We start from the raw sequence: 19,576 nt of genomic DNA on the forward strand, positions 1-19,576 counted from the left end.
TCTCTCTCACCACAGTTCGCTGAAGAGGGCCAGAAGGGCGCCGAGCGCGAGCGCGGACACGCCCAGGCGCAGCCACCGGTACTTCGCCGCGAGCACGAGGCCGTGCACGCTGGCCTGTTCGAGGAGCCAGCCGGTGGCGTCCGCGCCGGGTGCGGCGAGCCGCTCGCGCAGCGCGGTCACCGACGGTCCGCCCGTGAGCTCGCGCAGGAACGTGCGGTCGGCCCCGATCCGGGTGCGGGGCAGCACCACCGAGACGAGCATCAGGACACCGGCCGTCCAGAGCGCGCCCGCGAGGAGCAGCAGGACGAGCCCGGGTCCGGAGTCGGGCAGGAGGCCGCGGTCTCCGGAGAAGACGACCGCCAGGAAGGCGAGGGCGCCGGAGAGCAGGATCGCGGCCTTGGTGTCGGCCCGGCCGATGTCCTCCCGGACGGTGGCGAGCAGCCGTTCGGCCATGAACCTGAGCTCCTCGGCGGGTACGGGTACGGGTACGGCGGCGGGCGCGGGAGCGGGAGCGGGCACCGGGGAGGGCGTGGGGGCGGGCACAGGCGTGGGGACAGGCGCGGCTGTGAGCGCGGGCACCGAGGTGGGCGCGGGCGCCGGGGCCGGCGCGGCTGTGGGCGCGGGCGCCGGCGCCGACGCGCCGGCCGGTTCCCCGTCGCGCGCCGTGGGCGCCGCCCCTGTCGGGTCCTGCCCGAGCCCCGGGGAGCTCGTCATTCGTCGTCCCAGTCGGTGAACTCGGAGCTGGGCCGGGCCGGACGGGCGGGCCTCCGGGTGCGGTCGCGCCCCTCCCTGTCGTAGGGGTCGTCGCGGTCGTACCGGTCGTTCCGCTCGTAGGCGTCGCTCCGCCGGTACGGGTCGCCGTCCTCGTACCGGTCGTGTCCGTCGTCGTGGCCGTCGTCGTGCCGGTCCCGCGAGCGGGCGCGCTCACGGTCGTCGTCGCGGCCCCGCTCCCGCGCCCTGCCGCGCTCCCGCTCGGAGCCGGACTCGACGCGGGTCGGCTCGTAGACGCGGGGCCCGCCGGGGGCCGGGGCGTCGCCGCGGTCCTGCTCCTCGTACCAGTCGGGGCGGTTCGGCTCCGGCGCCGCGTCCTCCAGGGCGAGGCGGTGCGGCGGGGGGTCGCCCGAGGGGTTGAGCACCCGGTTGGTGATGACGTCGAGGACCGTGCCGGTCTGCGTCCGCAGGTACATGAGCACCTGGTACATCTGCTCGCCGATGTCGTGCCGTTCCAGGACGCCGGTGTCGAGGAGCCGGTTGAAGACGGCCAGGTAGTCCTCCTGGCCCTCGCGCCGCTCGCGCTGGAGCTGGGTGCGGATCTCCCACTGCTTGTCGGGGTGCATCGCCATGTGGTGGGCGATCTGGGCGAGGTCGCCGCGCCGGAAGAGGGCCTCCATCTCGCGGGCGCGGTCGGCGACCAGGGCCCGCTCGGCGGCCTCCCTGCGCCGCTCGGCCTCGGCGACGCGCTCGTCGGCCTCCATGGTGACGCCGACCCGGTCCCGGCGCGAGACCTCGGCCTTGACGGAGTCGTCGAGGTCGACGAAGACATGGACGCGGGTCCGCAGCCCGATGTCCGCGCCGAACCTGAGGCGGCCGGTGCTCAGTTCCTCGCGTACGGCCTCGTCGGCGCGCTGCGCCTCGGTGATCCGGAACCGCCGGGAGATCCTGCGCAGCCCGTCGAGCAGCTCGTCGTGCAGCAACTCGGCGACGTCCTCGACCTGTTCGCGGACGACGATGTGGGGGTCGGTCACCACCCACTGGACCCTGGCGACGGCTTCGAAGAAGACGCCGTCGCCCGCGGCGGGCAACTGGAGCCTGAACTCGGTCACATTGCGCCCGAGTCGAACTTCGAAGACGGTGTACGCGGAGCCGAGCAGCGGCTTGTTGACGTCCTCCACGCGGTCCGGCCAGACCACCCGGTGGCCGCCGTTGCGGTAGAGCAGCACCGCCGCGACCTTGCCGCTCCGGCGGCGGTACGGGGGTGCGTACTCGGCGATCAGCGGCCCGCGCGGCCGCTCGCCGGAGCGGGACCCCGCACCGGACCCGCCGCCGTCCCCGCTCCGCGGCCCGCCCCGGCCCCGTACGCGCCCCCCGTCGTGCCGCTGCTGCTGCTCTCGGTCCAGCTCCTCGTCCGGGTCCATGTCCAGGTCCTCGTCCTCGTCCCGGCCGCCGGCGTGCCGGCCACCGCCGTTCTGCCCGTCGTACCGCTGCCCGTCGTACCGCTGCCCGCCGCGCCCCTGTCCGCCGCCCGGCCGCCCGTCGCCGGGCCGGCCCGCGTACCGCTGCCACTCCCGGTCGTCCCGGTCGCGGCCGTCACGTGGCCGCTCGTCACGGGCCTGCTCGGCCCGGCCCCGCTCGTCGCGCGCCCGCCCGTCCCGTCCCCCGCCGTCGCGGCCGCGGTCCTCGCGGTCCCGGTCGTCCCAGCGCATCCGCTCGTCCGGCCGGCGGTTCCTGTCCTGCTCGGGCCCGGTCATCGGTTCGCTCCTTCCGTCACGGCGTCCCACATCCGGCGCGCCGCGCCTCTGTCCAGGGGCCTGTCACGGTCCCGGACCAGTTCGTTCAGCAGGCCCCTGAGCCGGTCACGGTCGCGCCGGTCCACCGCGAGGCGCGGCAGGAAGGCGCAGACGAGCCCGAGCGACTCCGGGTCCTTCGCGGCCCGCCGGAGCATCCCGCCGAGTGCCTCGAGGGCCGACTCGCCCGAGCGTGCGGTGGTGAGCGTGGACCGCAGCAGCGCGGCCAGTTCGGCGGCGAGCTCGGGCCGGGTGGCGAGCAGCGCGATCAGCAGCGGGCGGGCCGCGTGTCCGTCCAGCTCCGGGACCTCCCGCAGCCCCCACAGATGGGTGGTCCGGGTGCTCAGGGCACGGATGACGGCGAGATGGACGAGGTTGGCGAGGTTGAGCCGGCCGTCCTCGAGCCACTGCCGGAGCCGTCGGAGCACGGGCGCGGGCTCGCCGCAGGCGAGCAGCCGCGCCACGCTGAACGCGGCGGGCACCAGGACCTCGATGTCGCCGGCCTCGCGTGCCCTGACGACCCGGGCGATCGCGTCGAGCGAACCGGAGACGCCACCGGCGGCCAGGACGTAGCCGTGGGCGAGCAGGGCGGTCCTGACGAGCAGCTCGTCGTCGGACGCGGCCCAGTTCTTGAGGACGTCGGCGACGGCGGGCCGGACGCGCGGGTCGCGCGCGGACTCGGCGAGCGCGGTGGCGGCCGCCATGCGGGCGAGCGGATCGTCGGTCACGGCGAGCGGCACCACCAGCTCGCGGAAGCCGTGGATCCAGTCCCAGGAGCAGAGGACACCGGCCGCGATGGAGGCCCGTACCCACACCTCGGGGCGCGGGTCGTCGCACAGCGAGCGGAGCCAGCGGGCCACCGGGCCGCGGACGTTGTGGTAGCCGTGCCAGATCTCGCCGAGCACGGCTCCGGCGAGCGCCTCGCCCTGGAAGCGGACGGCCCGCACGGGCACCTTGGCCGGGCCGAGGTCCAGCTCGCCGTCCTCGAGGACGGCTCGCGCCTGCACCGGCCGGTGCTCGGCGTGCGTCCCGAACAGGCGTCGGCCCGGCGGGTGTTCGGGGTCGAGGGTGACCGCGAGCTCCCAGGCGAGGAGTTCGGCGGCCTCGGCCGCGAGGCTGTACGCGGAGCCGTTGAAGACGGCGACGGCGATGCGGAACGCCCCGGCGTTCAAGGCCGGGAGGGCCTCGGGGACGGCGCCCGGACGGTCGGCGCCCGCGAACCACTCGCGTGCCTGGGAGCGTACGAAGGAGGCGCATTCGGCCAGGAGTTCCTCGTCCGTCACCTCGCCGCGCCAGTGCCGGGCCAGGTGGTCGGCGAGCCGCGCCGCCTCGCGGGGCCGCAGCTCCTCGAGGCCGAGGGCCTCGACCACGTCCCGCCGCGCGCCGCGCGCCCGGGCGGCACCGAGGGCCTCGGCGGACTCGGCGCGCAGCTGGTTCCAGAGGTGGCGGTGGAGGACCTCGTCGGCCGGCGGCGGCGCGCAGTACATGCCGTACCGGCCGCGGAGCAGCCGGTCGGCGAGCTCCCCGTTCTCGACGAGGACGATCCCGTACGCCTCGCGGCCGCGCAGCAGATCGCCGAAGCGGTCCAGGTGCAGTTCGGAGAGCCGGGTGGCGGAACGGCGCGGGACGGCGGTGTGTTCGCCGCGGCCGGAGCGCGCGGCGCGCGGCTCGCCCTCGGCCTCGCGGACGTCCTCGGTGAGCAGCTCCAGGAGGTGGCCGCCGCTCTCCTGGAGCACCTCCTCGGTGATCTCGTCGACGCCGTGGCGCGGGTCGAGCCGGAAGACCTTGCCGCCGGTCAGTTCGTCGAGGAGGGCGAGCGCGGTGGCCTTGCGGCCGCTGCCGGGCTCGCCGCACAGGACGAGGACCCGGTGGTCGCGGAGCCGGTCCCGCATCCGCCGGTAGCCGGAGGTGGCGCAGTAGACCCGGCCCAGGTGGTCGAGCGTCTCGGGCGGGACGGGCCCCTGGACGAAGTGCGCGGTGCGTTCGGAGCCGTACAGGGCGAAGATCTGGTTGCCCTCGAAGACGGTGCCGTCGCCGTGGATGGTGGTGAGGCGGTCGGCGCCGCCGCCCGCCCAGGTGCGGACGGCCCGGCGTGCCGTGTCGGCCCCGCCGGTGTCGCTCTCGCCGCCGAGGAGCCCGCGGTCGGCGGCCGCGAAGACGCTCGGCTCGCGGGGCTGCTCGGCGTCACCCCGCTCGGACCCGTCCCGGTCGCGATCCCGGTCGCGATCCCGGTCCCGGTCACCCCGGTCTCGGTCCCCCCGGTCGCCGCCGCGATCGCCGCCCCGGTCCGGCGCGTCGGCCCGGTCGCCGTGGCCGTGCCCGGCGTCCGAGGAGTCGCCCTGCGGCGCGTCGTCCTCGTCGCTCACTCCGGCTCACCCGCCCCGGAGGCCGTACCGGAACCCGCACCTGAGCCGGAGCGCGGAGCCGACCCGGAACCGGAACCGGAGCCGGAGCCCGAACCGGAACCGGACCGGGGGCCGGAGCCCTTGCCCGCGTCCCTGCCCGAGTCCCTGCCCGAGTCCTTGCCCGCGCCCCTGCCCGAGTCCTTGCGGATTCCGGTGAACCCGCCGTGGATGGTGTTGCCGTGGATGTCGAGGAGGTCACCCCCGACGTGGTACTCACGGTTCCCTCCCACGGGCCGGGGGGGGGGGGGGGGGCCCCCCCCCCCCCCCCCCCGGGGGGGGGGGGGGCCCCCCCCCCCGCCCCCCCCCCCCCCCCGCCGCCGCGCCCCCCCCCCCCGCCCCCCCCCCCCCCCGCGGGGGGGGGGGGGGGGGCCCCCCCCCCCCCCCCCCCCAACCGCCGGTCCGTGGCGCCCCCGCCGGCGGCCGCTCCCCCGCGACCGCCGGCTCCCCCTCGGGCGCCGGCTCCCCCTCCGGCGGCAGTTCCCCGTCGCGCCCGATCAGCGGCGGCGCGGGCCTGCGCGGCACGTGGAACCAGGCGGCCTCGTCGGTCTCCTTCGACCGGATGCGGGCCGACCGGTAGTGGTCCGGCTCGACGTACCGCCCGCCGTCGGCGACCACGTTCCCGTACAGCCAGTCGGAGACGACGACCACGAGATCGATCTCCGGGGTCTCGTTCATGATCCGCTTGGCCGGGGGGCTGTCGCAGAGCCGGGCGGCGAGGTCCACCGCGCGTCCGACGAGCCCGTGCCGGTCCTGGCTCACGAGCCCCGCGTTCATCCCGATCCGCAGCCGCAACGGCCTGGACCGGCCCCGGTTGTGGGCGCGCAGGCTCTCGTACAGCGTGTCGATCCACCGGCCGACCATGAGGGTCGGCGGCACGTCGGGACGCAGGGCGGCGAGGATGCCGTCCCCCCGGTCCTCCTGGTGGAAGGTCCCGGGCTCGATCCCGACGGAGCTGTACGCGTCGTCGAAGGCGGCGTACATCGCCGCCCGCTGGTGTTTCTTCTCGGCCAGGTCGAGCGTCCCGGAGCCGCAGATGTCGCCGAAGACGACGAACCGGTGAATGCCGCCCGCTTCTCCGCCCACGTCTCCGCCCACTTCCCCGTTCACTCCCGCACTGCTCACTCTCGGACTCCCTGTGTGCTGTCCCGGTGCCGTTGGTGCCGTGGTGGTGCGTGTCCAGACTGGCCGCGTTCCGCGACCGGCGATGTAGCCGTTTACACACCCGGCGGAGATTCGTCCGCCGGTTCTCCGCCGGGGCGCGCGCGCCCCTCCGCGAGCAGCACCAGGACCCGCATGTCGATCACGATGACGGTGCGGTTCGCGGTGCGGACCACGTCCTGTTCCCGCAGCAGGCGCAGCGCCTTGGCCACCGCCTCCCGGGTCGCTCCGATGGCCGCCGCCAGGTCGTGCTGCGGCAGCGGAAGTTCGAGTACGGTCCCGGCCTCGGCCTGCCGCCCGGCGCGCTCGGCCAGCTCGACGAGGCGGGCCGCGAGGCGCTGGAGGACGGTCTCGGAGGCGAGCGCGCGGCGCTCTACGTCGGCGCTCCGCAGCCGGGTCGCGAGCTGGCGCATGATGAGCGAGGTGGCGTGCGGCCGGGCGGCGAGGAAGCGCCGGAACCGGTCGCCGGAGATCGCCACCGCCTCGACCCTGCCGAGCGCGGTGACGCTGGCGCTGCGCGGGCGCCGGTCGACGGCGGCGAGGTCGCCCACCACCTCTCCGGCGCCACGCAGGGCGAGGATGAGCCGCGAGCCGCGCTCGGTGCCCACGGAGACGACGGACCAGCCGGAGAGGAGCGCGAGGACGAAGGCGGTGGTGTCGCGTTCGCGGATCATCACCTCGCCGGGTTCGTAGACGCGCCGGGCGCCCTCGGCGATCAGGGACCGCCGGTCGGCCGCCGGGAGGGCGTGGAGGAAGGAGCGGTCCTGGCCGAAGAGACTCACCGCGCTCACCCCCGTACCGTTCTCGGGCCCTCCGGGGAAGACCGACCCGCCGATGGTCGACCGGCGTATTCGCGTGCGTGTTCCCACCTCAAGTGACGTGTCGCGTCACACTATTGACGCTGTGTCACGTCATGGGGTGAAGAACGCTAGAGGGTGCGGAAGAAATGCGTCAACGGGCACGGGGGGCGCAGGGGAGCGCCGCACCCGGCCTCCCTGCGCCCCCCGTCGAGGCCGGGCGAAGACCTCGCGAAGAGCGTGCGAAGGCCCTGCGGAGGCAGGGCGAACACACGTCGAAGCCCTCGCGGACTCCCACCCCTTCCGAGGGGGTGACGATCTCCGCAAGGGCTTCCTGGAGCCGAGGCCGAGCTGCCGCAGGGCCTTGCCGGCTCACGGGCTCACGGGCTCACGGGCTCAGTGCCACAGGGCCCCACGGCCCGAATGACTCACCGGCTCACCGGCTCACCGGCTCACCGGCTCACCGCCACAAGGCCCCGCGGCCCGAATGGCTCACGGGCTCAGGGGCGCGCAGGCTCAGAGGCCCGCGACCTCAGGGCCTCACTCGCCCGCTGCCGCAAAGCCCCCGCGGCCTCATCGCCGCAGGCCCCGCGGCCTCATCGCCGCGGGGCCCCACGCCCCGTCAGTGCCTCAGAGCCTCGGGTCCACCGGCTCCGATTCCAGGGCCAGGACCGCGAACACGGCCTCGTGGACCCGCCACAGCGGCTCCCCCTCGGCGAGGCGGTCGAGGGCTTCGAGGCCGAGCGCGTACTCGCGCAGGGCCAGCGACCGCTTGTGGCCGAGGAAACGCTGCCGCAGCCGCTCCAGGTTCTCCGGCCGGGTGTACTCGGGGCCGTAGATGATCCGCAGGTACTCCCGACCGCGCACCTTGACGCCCGGCTGGCCGAGCCGGCCCTTGCCGTCGCGGACCAGTGCGGCCAGCGGCTTGACGACCATGCCCTCGCCACCGGCTCCGGTCATCTCCAGCCACCAGTCGACCCCGGCCCTGACCGAGGCCTCGTCGCCCGTGTCGACGACGAGTCGCCGGGTGACCTGGAGCAGCCCGGTCGGATCGTGCTCCACGAGCCGGTCGAGCCAGGCGAGCTGCTCGTCGTGCGGGACGGCCGCGAGCGAGCGCCCGTGCGCCCCCAGGAGCTGGAAGGGCGCGAACCGCACCCCCTCCAGGCCCTCGGTCGGCCAGCAGTACCTGCGGTACGCCTCGGTGAACGCCGCCGCGTCCACCGCCCGCTCCCGCTGCTTCGCGAGCAGCCCGTCGATCCCCTCGACCCCGCGCGCCACCGCCTGTTCGAGCGCGGAGATCGCACCGGGGAAGACCGCGCCCGAGGCCGCGCCGACCGCCGCGTACTGCGCGCGGAGCAGCCCGGCCGACTTCAGCGACCACGGCATCAGTTCACCGTCGAGCAGCAGCCAGTCCGTGTCGAGCTCGTCCCAGAGCCCGGCGGCGCCGATCGCCGTCCGCAGCCGGTCGAGCACCTGCTCGGAGACGGCCGGATCGTCGAAGAACGGCCGCCCGGTACGGGTGTGCAGCACGCCGGTGATCCCTTCGACGTCCACACCGAAGCGCTCGCGGGCCGCTCCGGCGTCCCGGCAGACCAGGGCCACGGCGCGGGAGCCCATGTGCTTCTCCTCGCACACGACCCGCTGGACGCCGTCCGCCCGGTACTGGGCGAAGGCCTCGGCCGGGTGCTCCAGGTACCCCTCCTCCTTCGACGTGGCGGTGGGCGCCATCGTCGGGGGCAGATAGGCGAGCAGCCGCGGGTCGACCGCGAACCGGCTCATCACCTCAAGGGCCGCCGCCGCGTTCTCCTCGCGCACGGCGACGTTGCCCAGGTGCCGGGTCTCCACGATCCGCCGGCCGTGCACGTCCGCCAGGTCCAGGGGGCGGCCCTGGTGCCCGCCGGGCGCCTCGGTCGCGAGCGGCTTGGCCGGCTCGTACCAGACGCGCTCGGCCGGTACGTCGACGAGTTCGCGCTCGGGCCAGCGCAGCGCGGTCATCTTCCCGCCGAAGACCGCTCCGGTGTCGAGGCAGAGGGTGTTGTTGATCCAGGAGGTGTTCGGCACGGGGGTGTGGCCGTACACGACGGTGGCCCGCCCCCGGTACTCCTCCGCCCACGGGTAGCGCACCGGCAGCCCGAACTCGTCGGTCTCGCCGGTGGTGTCCCCGTACAGCGCGTGCGAGCGCACCCGCCCCGAGGTCCGGCCGTGGTACTTCTCCGGCAGACCGGCGTGGCAGACGACGAGGTTGCCGCCGTCGAGGACGTAGTGGCTGACGAGCCCTTCGATGAACCGCCCGACCTCGGCCCGGAACTCCTCGCTCTCGTGCCCCAGCTGTTCGATGGTCTCGGCGAGTCCGTGCGTCTCCTGCACCTTCCGGCCCTTGAGCCAGCGGCCCAGCTTGTTCTCGTGGTTGCCGGGGACGCACAGGGCGTCGCCCGCGGCGACCATCGTCATCACCCGGCGCAGGACGCCCGGCGAGTCGGGGCCCCGGTCGACGAGGTCGCCGACGAAGACGGCCGTACGGCCCTCGGGGTGGTGCCCGTCGACGTAGCCGAGCTTCGTGAGCAGGGTCTCCAGCTCGGAACGGCAGCCGTGGATGTCACCGATGATGTCGAAGGGGCCGGTGAGGTGACGCAGGTCGTTGAAGCGGCGCTCAAGGACGACCTGGGCGGCGTCGACCTCCTCGACGGACTTCAGCACGTGCACCTTACGGAAGCCCTCGCGCTCCAGGCCGCGCAGCGAGCGGCGCAGCTCGCGGCGGTGGCGCTGGATGACGTGCGCCGGCATGTCCGCGCGGTCGGGACGCGCGGCGTTCCGGCCGCGGCAGACCTCCTCGGGCAGATCGAGGACAATCGCGATGGGCAGCACGTCGTACGAGCGGGCCAGCTGGACGAGCTGACGCCGCGCCTCCTGCTGCACGTTGGTCGCGTCGACGACGGCGAGCCGACCGGCCGCGAGGCGCTTGCCCACGATGTAGTGCAGGACGTCGAAGGCGTCCTTGCTCGCGGACTGGTCGTTCTCGTCGTCGGCGACGAGCCCCCGGCAGAAGTCGGAGGACACGATCTCGGTCGGCTTGAAGTGGCGCCGGGCGAACGTGGACTTGCCGGAGCCGGTGGCGCCGACGAGGACCACGAGGGACAGGTCGGTGACGGGCAGGGTGCGGGCCGGGGTGGTGTCGGCCGGGTTCAGGGTCTCGGTGGTCATGCCTGTTCCTCCTTCGCGGCGGTCGGGCCGGGGGTGCGGGTCTTCCCGGCGGTCGGGGCCGGGGGCTGCTTCTGGTCCTGGTCCTGGTTCCGGTCCTGGTCCTGGTTCCGGGTGAAGACGGCCATCTGGGTGGGCGGTCCGACCTCGGGGTCGTCCGGGCCGACGGGGGTGAACCCGACGCCGTACCCGTACCGCTCGGCGACCGAGGCCGCCCAGCCCCGGAACTCCTCCCGGGTCCATTCGAAGCGGTGGTCGCTGTGCCGGACGTGCCCGGCCGGAAGCGACTCCCAGCGCACGTTGTACTCCACGTTCGGCGTGGTCACGAGGACCGTGCGCGGCCGTGCCGAGCCGAACACCGCGTACTCGAGGGCCGGCAGTCTCGGCAGGTCCAGGTGCTCGATGACCTCGCTGAGCACCGCCGCGTCGTAGCCGGTCAGCCGCTTGTCGGTGTACGCGAGCGAGCCCTGCAGCAGCTTCACGCGGGCCGCCTGCCGCTCCCCCATCCGCTCCAGCCGCAGCCGCCGCGCGGCGATCGTCAGGGCGCGGACGGACACGTCGACACCGACGACCTCCGCGAAACGGGTGTCCTTGAGCAGTGCCTGCACCAACTGGCCCTGACCGCACCCGAGATCGAGGACCCGGCTCGCCTCGGCCCGCTCCAGGGCGGCGAGGATCGCCGCCCGGCGCTGCTCGGCGAGCGGCACGGGCCGCTCCTCGGTGTCGGTCGACTCGTCGACCGCGTTGTCGACGTCGTCCACGTCCAGGCCGTCGGCCTCGGCGAGCCGCACGAGTTCGAGCCGCTCGTCCGCCTCACGCGTCAGACCCCGGCGGCGGGACAGATAGCGTGCCGTGATCAGCGTCCGCTCGGGGTGACCGGCGAGCCAGCCGTCACCGGCGCGCAGCAGCTTGTCGACCTCGTCGGGCGCGACCCAGTAGTGCTTGGCGTCGTCGAGCACGGGCAGCAGGACGTAGAGGTGGTTGAGGGCGTCCGCGAGCCGCAGCTCGCCCTCGAGCACCAGGCGCACATAGCGGGAGGCGCCCCACTCGGGGAACCGCCCGTCCAGGGCCACCGGCTCGGCGTCCACGGTGTCCCAGCCCAGCGGCCCGAACAGCCTGCGCACCAGCTCGGCGCCGCCCCGCGCGGGCAGCGCGGGCACCTCGACGCGCAGCGGCAACGCCTCGGCGGCCCGCTCGGGCATCGCCTGGCAGACGCCGTGCAGCGCCGTCTTGAAGACCTTCGCGAGCGCGACGGCGAGCAGCGAGGACGCCGCGTAGGGCCGGTCGTTCACGTATTGGGCGAGCGCGGAGTCCGGGGCGCCGCCCCGGCCCTTGCCCTTGCCGCGGCGCACCAGCGCCACGGGGTCCACCTCCAGGAGAAGTGCCGCCGTGCACCGCTCGGCGCTCGCCTCGGGGTAGAGGACGTGCGCCGTGCCGTGCGAGGTCGAGAACGTCTGCGCCCGCTCGGGATGCTTGTGCAGCAGAAAGCCGAGATCGGTCGCGGGACGCTCCGGGTTGCCGGTCGTACTGATCGTCAGGAACACACTTCCGAGTATGGTTCGCCACTGCCCTCCCGACCAGGCATTTTCCCGCGCCCCACGGCCCCGGGTGGAGCGGCGGGCGACACCGGGGACCGAGCCGGCGGCGAAGCCCGGGGCACCCCGGCCCTCAGCCCACGCCCCCGTCGGCGAGCAGGGACGAGCCGAGGGCGGAGATCGTCGTCGGCCCGACCCGGCAGCAGCCGCCGATGAGCCGGGCGCCGGACCCGGCCCAGTCGGTGGCCCGGGCCGGGTCGAAGGCGACGCCGCCGCGCCAGCCCCGCGCTCGGGCGTCCCACTGCTCCCCGCTGTTGGGGTAGACCACGGCCGGCTTCCCGGTCACGGCGACGGCGAGCTCGACGGCGGGCCCCGCCTCCGCCGGGTCGCAGCAGTTGACCCCGACCGCGACGACCCGGTCGTTCCCCGCGGCGACCGCGAAGGCCTCCGCCAGGTCCTGCCCGGCCCGGGTCCGGCCGCCCTCGACCGTGTACGAGAGCCACACCGGCACCCCGCACCCCTCGGCCGCCCGCAGCAGCGCCTCCGCCTCGGTCACGTCCGGCACGGTCTCCAGCGCCAGCACGTCCGGCTCCGCCGCCGCCAGCGCCTCGACCCGTGGCCGGTGGAACGCCTCCAGTTCCCGCACGGACAGCCCGTACCGTCCGCGGTACTCGCTCCCGTCCGCGAGCATCGCGCCGTACGGCCCCACGGACGCGGCGACCCACACCTCGTCCCCCACCCCCGCCGCGGCGGCACGGGCGAGCCCCACGCTCCGCGCGAGCAGCCGCGCCGCCTCCTCCCGGCCCACGCCCCGCCGGGCGAAGCCCTCGAACGTGGCCTGATAGCTGGAGGTGATGAGCACCCGGGCCCCGGCCCGTACGTACGCCGCGTGGGCCGCCTCGATCTGCTCGGGCCCGTCGGCCAGGAGCCGCGCGGACCAGAGCGCGTCCGAGAGGTCGCAGCCCTGTGCCTCCAGTTGGTTGGACAGCCCGCCGTCGAGGACGAGGACCCCCGCCCCGAGGGCTTCGGCGAGCGTACGGACCGGTTTCATCGGATCGCCCCGCTCATCCCAGCTGCGACTGGACCCGTGCCGAGATCAGCTCCAGGTGGTCCAGGTCGTCGAGGTCGAGGACCTGGAGGTAGACCCGGGAGGATCCGATCGCCGCGTACCGCCCGATCTTGTCGACGACCTCGGCGGGCGAACCCGCCAGACCGTTCGCCTTCAGCTCGTCCACGTCCCGACCGATGGCGGCGGCCCGGCGGGCCACCTCCGCGTCGTCCTTGCCGACGCAGACGACCAGGGCGTTGGAGTACACCAGGTCGTCGGGTGCCCGCCCGGCCTCCTCGGCCGCGGCCCTGACCCGGCCGAACTGCCGCTCGCTGTCCCCGATCGAAGCGAACGGGATGTTGAACTCGTCCGCGTACCGCGCGGCCAGCCGCGGCGTGCGGCTCGCGCCGTGGCCGCCGATCAGGACCGGGATCCTGTCCTGCGCGGGCTTGGGTAGCGCCGGGGAGTCGCTGAGCCGGTAGAACTCCCCCTCGTAGCTGAAGGTCTTGCCGATCTCGGTCTCCCACAGACCGGTGACGATCGCCAGCTGCTCCTCGAGCCGGCCGAACTTCTCCTTCGGGAACGGAATGCCGTAGGCCTTGTGCTCCTCCTCGAACCAGCCCGCGCCGAGGCCGAGTTCGACCCGCCCGCCGGACATCCGGTCCACCTGGGCGACCTGGATGGCGAGCACGCCGGGGAGCCGGAAGGTCCCGGCCGTCATCAGGGTGCCGAGGCGGATCCGCTTGGTCTCCCGGGCGAGCCCGGCGAGGGTGATCCAGGCGTCGGTCGGTCCGGGCAGCCCGTCGGCGGAGCCCATGCTGAGATAGTGGTCAGAACGGAAGAAGGCGTCGAACCCGAGCTCCTCGGTGGCCCGTGCCACCGTGAGGAGGGTGTCGTAGTCGGCCCCCTGCTGGGGTTCGGTGAAGATGCGGAGATCCATGCCTCCATCCTGCACCGTCGGGTGCGTGTCAACCTCTCCGTCAGCTCCTTGCGCGCCCCGGCTCGGTCGGGTGAATATCCGTCCCTCCGGCGGGCCGCGTCCTCCCCGGCCAGTGACCGGGGCCCGGCACCCGTCGTTGGCTCGGGCGGAGCCGGACCGCCCGGCCCGCGTGCCGGCGGCCGCTGCCGGTGCGTCGCTCTCTCTCGTGGCCCCGTCCTCGGCGGCGGGGTCCGGGCCGAGGAGGCCCCCATGTCCCAGGAAGCCGCGCCGGAGCAGGCCGTGCCCGAACACTCGGCGCCACGGTCGGTGCCCGAGCAGAAGGGCGCCGGCGCCCCCAAGGGCCTGCTGCAGCAGATGGAGGAACTGATGGCGGCGCTCTCGGCCGACCTCAACCAGCTGGACGCCGACCTCCAGTCCACGTCCGACCGCCTCGCCCCGGACCAGTCCCCCTCCGACCGCCCCGCGCCGGACCGGGCCGCCCACGACAAGGCCGATCCCCGGCAACACCGCCCCTAGCACCGACCACCAGCCCCAGCGGCCGGGCCGAACGCCGTTCACCACCGGCCCCGGCCGGGGCCCGCGCGGCCCCGGGCGGCGTCGGGCGGGCGGGCCCGCTCCCCGTCGCGCACGGCGAGGCGCCGCAGCATCCCGCGGACCCGGTCGCTCGACTCGTCGGCGGCGTCGATGGCCTCGATGCACTGCCAGTAGAGACCCTCCTCGTCGGTGGCGCAGGCCACGCCGACCAGCGCGATGCCCACCTCGCCGAGCAGCTCCCCGAGCGCGGTCAACGCCCCGCGGGGGTCCGCCACCGCCGACAACTGGGCCGCACGCGGCCCCCCGGCACCCCACGCCGGGTACTCCCCGATCTCGCTCAGTCCCCGCGCCTCGCCGCGCAGTTCCTGCGGTCCGCAGAGCGCGAGGTGATTCCCTATCGCCTGGGCGAGCGCCTGCGCCTGCCAGGCCTCCGCCACGATGTCCTGTGCCGATCCGCTCTCCGACAGCGCGTGCCGGCCAAGCGCGACGAGTCGTTCCGCTTCCATCAACGCCGCCCCCGTTCGTACGATTTATCTGCCCATTCACTCCATTACCCAGAGTGAGGCGACCTGAGCCCCAACACCAGGGGAATTCGGAAATCTGTGGACAGGAGGCTCGACGGGGAAAAGTCGATCACTCCGAAGAGTGACGATCTTTGCTGGAATCCCCTTCCCCGCCCCCGTCTCCGCGCTCTCCGCCCCGCCTCCGGACGGGAAATCGGACCTCGTTCCGGTCGATCTTGGCCGCGAGCGCGGCCAGTGGGTCGACCCCGAGCACTTCACAGAACTGGAGGAGGTAGGCGAGCACGTCCGCCACCTCGTCGGCGACCCGGTGCGCCGACTCCGGGTCGTCCATCACCCGCTCCGCCTGCTCGGGGGTCAACCACTGGAAGATCTCCAGGAGTTCGGCCGCCTCCACGCTGAGTGCCGCCGCCAGGTTCTTGGGCGTGTGGTAGGGCTGCCAGTCGCGGGCGGCCGCGAACTCGGCCAGCCTGCGCTGCAGTCCCGCTACGTCGTTGTCCGTCACCCGCCCAGGTCTACCACCAGGCCCGTCACCCCGGCTCCACCGCCAGACCCGTCACCCGCCCAGAGCGGCCACCAGGCCCGTCACCCGCTCAGATCCACCACCCTCACCCCGGGCGTCCGGCGCGCCAGTGCCGCCGCCCGCGCCCCGACCGTGCCGGCGACCCGGATGTGTCCGTCGGCGGCGATGCCCGTGGCGAGACCGAGCAGTTCGCCGACCTGCCGCTCGTCGAGCCCGCGGTCGAGGCCGTCGGCGAGCAGCGTCAGGGACTGCATGGCCTCGGGCACCTCGGCGATCCGGTCCATCTCCAGGACGCCGGGGCCCGTGAGCAGGGTCAGCGCGAGCGCGAGATAGCGCAGTTCCCCGTCCCCGAGCCGCGCGAGCGGGGTCGCGGGCCGGCCGCCCCGTTGGAGTACGGCCCGGACCGTGCCCTCGGGGAGTTCCTGCACCCCGACCCCGGTGACGGGTCCCACGCAGCCCGCCGCCGCCACGGCCGCGAGGCGGTGGTGCCGGCGCGGGCAGTCCGTGTGGGTGCGGTGCAGGACCTCGGCGAGGTTGCCGCAGCCGCGCCGCAGCCGCCCCTCGCCCGGCGGTACGGGAGCGCGCATCCGCTCGGGCCGGGGGTCGCAGGCGAACGCGGACCGCAGCCCGACGACCACCTGCTCGGCGGCGGCCAGCACCTCCAGCTGACCAAGGGTCTTGCCCGCGACCCGCAGCGGCAGCAGGGCCGTACCGAGGAGGTCGTCGGGGAAGGGGGCCCGGGTGACGGGGGTGGTGCCGGCGGTGTGCCACTCGGCCTGGACGGTGGGGCGGCCCGGGTCGCGCAGCGCGGTGGCGAGGAGGGTGCGGCCCCGGCCGGTGAGGCGCTCGCCGACGATACGGAGCCGGGGTTCGGCCTGGACGGCGAGGTCCAGGTGGACCGGGCCCTCGGGCCCGTCGACCGTGCACCCGATGCGGAAGCCGCGCCGGCCCTGGGCGTCGGGCCGGGCCCGTTCGGGGACGCAGTCGGCGGCGTCGGGGAACACCTCGTCGAGGGTGTCACCCGCGCTGAGCCGCGCCAGGGCCTCGTACGCCCGCAGGGTGGTGGACTTCCCGCTGCCGCTGGGTCCGGTGAAGAGGGTGACCGGCCCGAGGGCGTGCACGGCGGAGCGATGGCCGGCGAACGCGGACAACCGCAGCTCGGTGACGGCGGGCCGTGCCCGGAGTCCCCTGCCGCCTCCTCCAGCGGCGGCCCCCTTCTCCGCCCGCCGCCCGGCCCCGCCCTGCGGCGGCAGCCGGGGCGCGACCCCCGCGGAGGAAGCGCCGGTGGGCGGTGCTCCGGTCGAGGGGGCGCCGGTGGACGTGGACGGTGCACTGCTGGACGGTGCGCCGGTGGAGGGGACGCCGGTGGGCGGTGCGCCGGTCGAGGGGGCGCCGGTGGACGGTGCGCCCCGGGAAGGAGCACGGCGGGAAGGGGCAGCCGTGGAGGAGGAGTGGTCGAGCGTGAAGCCACCGGTGAGGTCCATGCCCGGACCGTACGCAGTCCATTCCCTGACGAACCGTTACGGCTAGATGACCTTCCTACGATCGGGGGACGCCGGCGGTCCGGCCGCCCACGACACCCTCCTCGTCCTCGCCTTCCGCACCCTCGACCTCCGTACCGGCCGGGGCGAGGAGAAAGACGTTCCGGTCGACGCGGTGCATCCCGCTGCCGAGACCGAAGACCACACCACTGCTGAAGTCGAGGATGCGCTTGGCGACCTCGGTGTCGGCGCTCGTCAGATCGAGGAGCACCGGGATCTGGGCGATGAGGTACTCGGCGACCTCACGGGCGTCGGCGAACACCTGCACGCGGAGCACGACCATACGGCGCTGCTCGGCGGTTTCGTACTGCTCGGGGATCGTGCGGTGGTCGACCCTGGACGGCCATTCGTCACGGCCGCGCAGGGGCACGACCTGGGCGAGGCCCTCCCACTGCTCGTCGGTGACGTCGTACCTCTCGTACCTACTCATGGGCACATCCTCCCGCTCCTCACCCGTTCGGCCCAACAACGACACGAGGTGATGGCCAGGTGAGGGTGCCGGGCCCCGTCTCTCGAAGTGCCGGGTCTTCTAGGCCATGGACCGGCCTATATCGGGTCTAGCGTCGTCATCACGTCGCGTCACTCGCATCCCAGGAGGCAGTCAGATGTCCGTCAACTCCGTTCCCCAGGGGTACCACACGGTGACGCCCTGGATCATCTCGCGTGACACCGTGCGGCTCATCGCGTTCCTGCGGCGGGCCTTCGGCGCGGAGGAGCTCTCGTGTCTGACCGGCGAGGACGGGAGCGTCCAGCACGCCGAGGTCCGGATCGGCGACTCGGTGGTGATGATGTTCGACGCGCGGCCGGAGTGGCCGGCGACCCCCGGCTTCCTCCGTCTGTACGTGGACGACGCCGACGCCGTGCACCGGCAGGCCGTCGCGGCCGGCGGCACCTCGGTCACCGAGGTCACCCATCTGTTCTTCGGTGACCGGGTCGGGCGCGTGCGCGACCCGCTGGGGAACCTGTACTGGATCCAGACCCGTGTGGAGGACGTGAGCCCGGAGGAGATGGAACGCCGCCTCGGCGACCCGGAGTTCACCAAGGCCATGGAGTACGTCCAGAGCGCCGACTTCTTCCCCGGCCGGGACTGAGAGCCGCGGGCCCGGAGCACGGCTCGCGCCTGCCCCGCGGCTCAGGGCCGAGCGGCCGCCCCCTCGCGGTGGCGCGGCTTCGGGAGGGCCGCGCGCAGGCGGTCGAGGAACACCCGGGCGGCGGGGCTCGACGGGCCGGTGGCCTGCCAGGCGAGCGCGAGGCGGCCGCGCATCTCGGGCTCGACGATCCGCAGGACGCGGAGCCGCCCGTCGGAGGGTGTCCCGTCCTCCCCGGCGGGCAGTACGGCGACACCGAGGCCCCGGGCGGCGAGCCGCGCCGGCATGTCCGGTGCCGCCGCCTCGAAGGTGACCCGGGGCCGGAATCCCGCCTGCGCACAGCCGCGTTCGAGCGCGGCACGCACTCCGGTGCCGCGCGGCAGGCAGATCAGCGGCCGGTCGCGCAGTTCGGCGAGCGGGACGGTCGTGCCGTCGACGCGTGCGAGCAGCGGATCGCCGGGCGCGACGACGGCGACCAGGGGGACGTCGATCACCATCTGGAAGGCCGCTCCCGGCGGTGGCACCTCCACCGCGGTCCCGAGGAAGGCGATGTCGAGCTCGCCCGCGAGGAGCGCGGCCTGCATGCGTTCCGTGGTGTCCTCGGTGAGCGCCACCTCCACCGACGGGTGGTCCTCGTGGAAGTCCGCGAGGAAGCCGGCGATGTCGAAGGCGTGCCCGGCGGCGCCGGACACGAGGCCGAGTGTGACCCGGCCGCGCAGCAGCCCCGTGTACGCGTCCACCGTCTGCCGCACGGCGTCCGCGGCGGCCAGTGCGGCGCGGGCGTAGGGCAGGACGGCCCGGCCCACCTCGGTCGGCGTCACCGAACGGCCGGAGCGGTCGAGCAGCGGCTGCCCCAACTCCTTCTCCAGCTGCCGGATCTGGGCGCTGAGGCCGGGCTGGGCCAGATGCAGCCGGGCCGCGGCCCGGGTGAATCCGCCCTCCTCGACGACGGAGACGAAGTAGCGCAGCTGACGAAGCTCCATAAGCGTTGATTCTAGGTCGCAGCAGAACCGTCTATTGGCGTTATCGTCAGGGGGGCCGCAGGGTTGGTCCCATGGAGAAAGCCACAGCCCGCAAGAGGAACAGCTCCGGGATCAGGGCCGCGATCGCGGCCGAACGCCGGGAACTGGCGGACCTGTTCGACGGTCTGTCGACCGCGCAGTGGAACGAGCCCAGCCTGTGCGCGGGTTGGCGGGTCCGTGAGGTCGCGGCGCACATGTCGATGGGGTTCCGGCTCTCTCTCCCGGCGACGCTCGGCGCGTTGGTCAGGGCGCGCGGGAACCTCCACCGCATGACCGACCGGGTCGCGCGCGGGGACGCGGCCGCCCATTCGACCACCGCGCTCGCCGCGTTCCTGCGGGAGAACGCCGACCACCCGTGGACGCCGCCCGTCGGCGGGTTCGCGGCGGCACTCGGCCACGACGTGGTGCACGGCCTGGACGTCACCGTCGCGCTGGGCCTCGACCGGCGCGTCCCCGAGGACCGGCTGCGCATCCTGCTGGACCAGATCCGGCCCAGCGGTCTGAGGTTCTTCGGCGCCGACCTCGACGCGGTGCGGTTGTGCGCCGACGACCTCGACTGGTCGTACGGCTCCGGCACCCCCGTGTCCGGCAGCGCCCAGGACCTCCTGCTGGTGGCCTACGGCCGCCGCCTTCCGGCCGGCCGCCTCCGAGGGGAGCCGAGCGGCCGCTTCACCCGGTCCACCGAAGAGGCGTGAGCCGAAGAGGCGTGAGCCGCCGGGCATGAGCCGAAGAGGCGTGAGCGGACGAAGCCCGGACGGACGA

At 74.5% G+C, this 19,576-nt stretch carries 18 protein-coding genes; 4 read left to right on the forward strand and 14 right to left on the reverse strand.

Annotated features, from left to right (window positions below; all coding sequences use genetic code 11):
* Window positions 1–6: 6 nt before the first annotated feature.
* The 4 genes from ACFQ79_RS09470 to ACFQ79_RS09485 form a co-directional block, all read right to left on the reverse strand.
* A complete protein-coding gene (locus ACFQ79_RS09470; RefSeq protein ID WP_383580698.1) occupies window positions 7–519 on the reverse strand; it encodes a Pycsar system effector family protein in 513 nt (170 codons plus the stop codon).
* 191 nt (window positions 520–710) lie between these two features.
* Window positions 711–2,468: a hypothetical protein gene (locus ACFQ79_RS09475; protein ID WP_383580700.1), complete on the reverse strand. Its 1,758-nt coding sequence runs from the start codon at window positions 2,466–2,468 to the stop codon at window positions 711–713.
* The gene (locus ACFQ79_RS09480; RefSeq protein WP_383580702.1) at window positions 2,465–4,870 is read right to left on the reverse strand and encodes a hypothetical protein; all 2,406 of its coding nucleotides are present in this window, start codon (window positions 4,868–4,870) and stop codon (window positions 2,465–2,467) included. Before ACFQ79_RS09480 ends, ACFQ79_RS09475 begins: the two co-directional genes overlap by 4 nt.
* On the reverse strand, window positions 4,867–5,139 hold the full coding sequence (locus ACFQ79_RS09485; protein ID WP_383580705.1) for a hypothetical protein: 273 nt from the start codon (window positions 5,137–5,139) through the stop codon (window positions 4,867–4,869). The genes ACFQ79_RS09480 and ACFQ79_RS09485 overlap by 4 nt, the downstream gene beginning before the upstream one ends.
* 443 nt (window positions 5,140–5,582) lie before the next feature.
* Here ACFQ79_RS09485 and ACFQ79_RS09490 point away from each other — a divergent pair, with 443 nt between their 5' ends.
* Window positions 5,583–5,969, forward strand: a complete 387-nt coding sequence (locus tag ACFQ79_RS09490) for a hypothetical protein (protein WP_383580707.1) — start codon at window positions 5,583–5,585, stop codon at window positions 5,967–5,969.
* Window positions 5,970–6,123: 154 nt separating this feature from the next.
* Here ACFQ79_RS09490 and ACFQ79_RS09495 read toward each other — a convergent pair whose 3' ends face one another.
* From ACFQ79_RS09495 to ACFQ79_RS09515, 5 genes are all read right to left on the reverse strand, one after another.
* Window positions 6,124–6,849, reverse strand: coding sequence for a Crp/Fnr family transcriptional regulator (locus tag ACFQ79_RS09495; RefSeq protein ID WP_383580777.1), 726 nt, complete (start codon window positions 6,847–6,849; stop codon window positions 6,124–6,126).
* Window positions 6,850–7,494: 645 nt separating this feature from the next.
* Window positions 7,495–10,065: a polynucleotide kinase-phosphatase gene (locus ACFQ79_RS09500; protein WP_383580709.1), complete on the reverse strand. Its 2,571-nt coding sequence runs from the start codon at window positions 10,063–10,065 to the stop codon at window positions 7,495–7,497.
* The gene (locus ACFQ79_RS09505) at window positions 10,062–11,606 is read right to left on the reverse strand and encodes a 3' terminal RNA ribose 2'-O-methyltransferase Hen1 (protein ID WP_383580711.1); all 1,545 of its coding nucleotides are present in this window, start codon (window positions 11,604–11,606) and stop codon (window positions 10,062–10,064) included. The genes ACFQ79_RS09500 and ACFQ79_RS09505 overlap by 4 nt, the downstream gene beginning before the upstream one ends.
* Window positions 11,607–11,730: 124 nt before the next feature.
* Entirely contained in the window at window positions 11,731–12,648 is a 918-nt protein-coding gene (gene mmuM / locus ACFQ79_RS09510) for a homocysteine S-methyltransferase (RefSeq protein ID WP_383580714.1), read from the reverse strand.
* 13 nt (window positions 12,649–12,661) lie between these two features.
* Window positions 12,662–13,585: an LLM class F420-dependent oxidoreductase gene (locus ACFQ79_RS09515; RefSeq protein WP_266970139.1), complete on the reverse strand. Its 924-nt coding sequence runs from the start codon at window positions 13,583–13,585 to the stop codon at window positions 12,662–12,664.
* 249 nt (window positions 13,586–13,834) lie between these two features.
* Here ACFQ79_RS09515 and ACFQ79_RS09520 point away from each other — a divergent pair, with 249 nt between their 5' ends.
* Window positions 13,835–14,101: a hypothetical protein gene (locus ACFQ79_RS09520; protein ID WP_383580716.1), complete on the forward strand. Its 267-nt coding sequence runs from the start codon at window positions 13,835–13,837 to the stop codon at window positions 14,099–14,101.
* Window positions 14,102–14,139: 38 nt separating this feature from the next.
* Here ACFQ79_RS09520 and ACFQ79_RS09525 read toward each other — a convergent pair whose 3' ends face one another.
* The 4 genes from ACFQ79_RS09525 to ACFQ79_RS09540 all read right to left on the reverse strand — a co-directional run bounded on the left by ACFQ79_RS09525 (window position 14,140) and on the right by ACFQ79_RS09540 (window position 17,134).
* The gene (locus ACFQ79_RS09525) at window positions 14,140–14,625 is read right to left on the reverse strand and encodes a DUF6099 family protein (protein WP_383580718.1); all 486 of its coding nucleotides are present in this window, start codon (window positions 14,623–14,625) and stop codon (window positions 14,140–14,142) included.
* Between the two features lie 127 nt (window positions 14,626–14,752).
* The gene (locus tag ACFQ79_RS09530; RefSeq protein ID WP_383580720.1) at window positions 14,753–15,145 is read right to left on the reverse strand and encodes a nucleotide pyrophosphohydrolase; all 393 of its coding nucleotides are present in this window, start codon (window positions 15,143–15,145) and stop codon (window positions 14,753–14,755) included.
* A gap of 80 nt (window positions 15,146–15,225) precedes the next feature.
* Window positions 15,226–16,647 carry an ATP-binding protein gene (locus tag ACFQ79_RS09535; RefSeq protein WP_383580722.1) on the reverse strand — a complete coding sequence of 474 codons (1,422 nt, stop codon included), beginning with the start codon at window positions 16,645–16,647 and terminating at the stop codon, window positions 15,226–15,228.
* Between the two features lie 55 nt (window positions 16,648–16,702).
* Entirely contained in the window at window positions 16,703–17,134 is a 432-nt protein-coding gene (locus ACFQ79_RS09540) for a cell division protein SepF (protein ID WP_189835082.1), read from the reverse strand.
* 175 nt (window positions 17,135–17,309) lie between these two features.
* On the opposite strand from ACFQ79_RS09540, the gene ACFQ79_RS09545 reads away from it, so the two are divergent.
* Window positions 17,310–17,795, forward strand: a complete 486-nt coding sequence (locus ACFQ79_RS09545; protein ID WP_383580725.1) for a VOC family protein — start codon at window positions 17,310–17,312, stop codon at window positions 17,793–17,795.
* 41 nt (window positions 17,796–17,836) lie between these two features.
* Here ACFQ79_RS09545 and ACFQ79_RS09550 read toward each other — a convergent pair whose 3' ends face one another.
* Entirely contained in the window at window positions 17,837–18,775 is a 939-nt protein-coding gene (locus tag ACFQ79_RS09550; RefSeq protein ID WP_383580727.1) for a LysR family transcriptional regulator, read from the reverse strand.
* 71 nt (window positions 18,776–18,846) lie between these two features.
* On the opposite strand from ACFQ79_RS09550, the gene ACFQ79_RS09555 reads away from it, so the two are divergent.
* Window positions 18,847–19,509, forward strand: coding sequence for a maleylpyruvate isomerase family mycothiol-dependent enzyme (locus ACFQ79_RS09555; protein ID WP_383580729.1), 663 nt, complete (start codon window positions 18,847–18,849; stop codon window positions 19,507–19,509).
* The last annotated feature ends 67 nt before the right edge of the window (window positions 19,510–19,576 follow it).

This window comes from Streptomyces sp. NPDC056480 (genome assembly GCF_042795405.1).
In the GTDB taxonomy this organism is placed as follows: Bacteria; Actinomycetota; Actinomycetes; order Streptomycetales; family Streptomycetaceae; genus Streptomyces.

What these genes read in the sequence shown, in the direction of transcription:
- ACFQ79_RS09475 (WP_383580700.1), bottom strand. Translation starts at nt 2,468, where the DNA reads ATGACCGGGCCCGAGCAGGACAGGAACCGCCGGCCGGACGAGCGGATG.
- ACFQ79_RS09490 (WP_383580707.1), top strand. Translation starts at nt 5,583, where the DNA reads ATGATCCGCTTGGCCGGGGGGCTGTCGCAGAGCCGGGCGGCGAGGTCC.
- ACFQ79_RS09500 (WP_383580709.1), bottom strand. Translation starts at nt 10,065, where the DNA reads ATGACCACCGAGACCCTGAACCCGGCCGACACCACCCCGGCCCGCACC.
- mmuM (WP_383580714.1), bottom strand. Translation starts at nt 12,648, where the DNA reads ATGAAACCGGTCCGTACGCTCGCCGAAGCCCTCGGGGCGGGGGTCCTC.
- ACFQ79_RS09515 (WP_266970139.1), bottom strand. Translation starts at nt 13,585, where the DNA reads ATGGATCTCCGCATCTTCACCGAACCCCAGCAGGGGGCCGACTACGAC.
- ACFQ79_RS09520 (WP_383580716.1), top strand. Translation starts at nt 13,835, where the DNA reads ATGTCCCAGGAAGCCGCGCCGGAGCAGGCCGTGCCCGAACACTCGGCG.
- ACFQ79_RS09525 (WP_383580718.1), bottom strand. Translation starts at nt 14,625, where the DNA reads ATGGAAGCGGAACGACTCGTCGCGCTTGGCCGGCACGCGCTGTCGGAG.
- ACFQ79_RS09535 (WP_383580722.1), bottom strand. Translation starts at nt 16,647, where the DNA reads ATGGACCTCACCGGTGGCTTCACGCTCGACCACTCCTCCTCCACGGCT.
- ACFQ79_RS09540 (WP_189835082.1), bottom strand. Translation starts at nt 17,134, where the DNA reads ATGAGTAGGTACGAGAGGTACGACGTCACCGACGAGCAGTGGGAGGGC.
- ACFQ79_RS09545 (WP_383580725.1), top strand. Translation starts at nt 17,310, where the DNA reads ATGTCCGTCAACTCCGTTCCCCAGGGGTACCACACGGTGACGCCCTGG.
- ACFQ79_RS09550 (WP_383580727.1), bottom strand. Translation starts at nt 18,775, where the DNA reads ATGGAGCTTCGTCAGCTGCGCTACTTCGTCTCCGTCGTCGAGGAGGGC.
- ACFQ79_RS09555 (WP_383580729.1), top strand. Translation starts at nt 18,847, where the DNA reads ATGGAGAAAGCCACAGCCCGCAAGAGGAACAGCTCCGGGATCAGGGCC.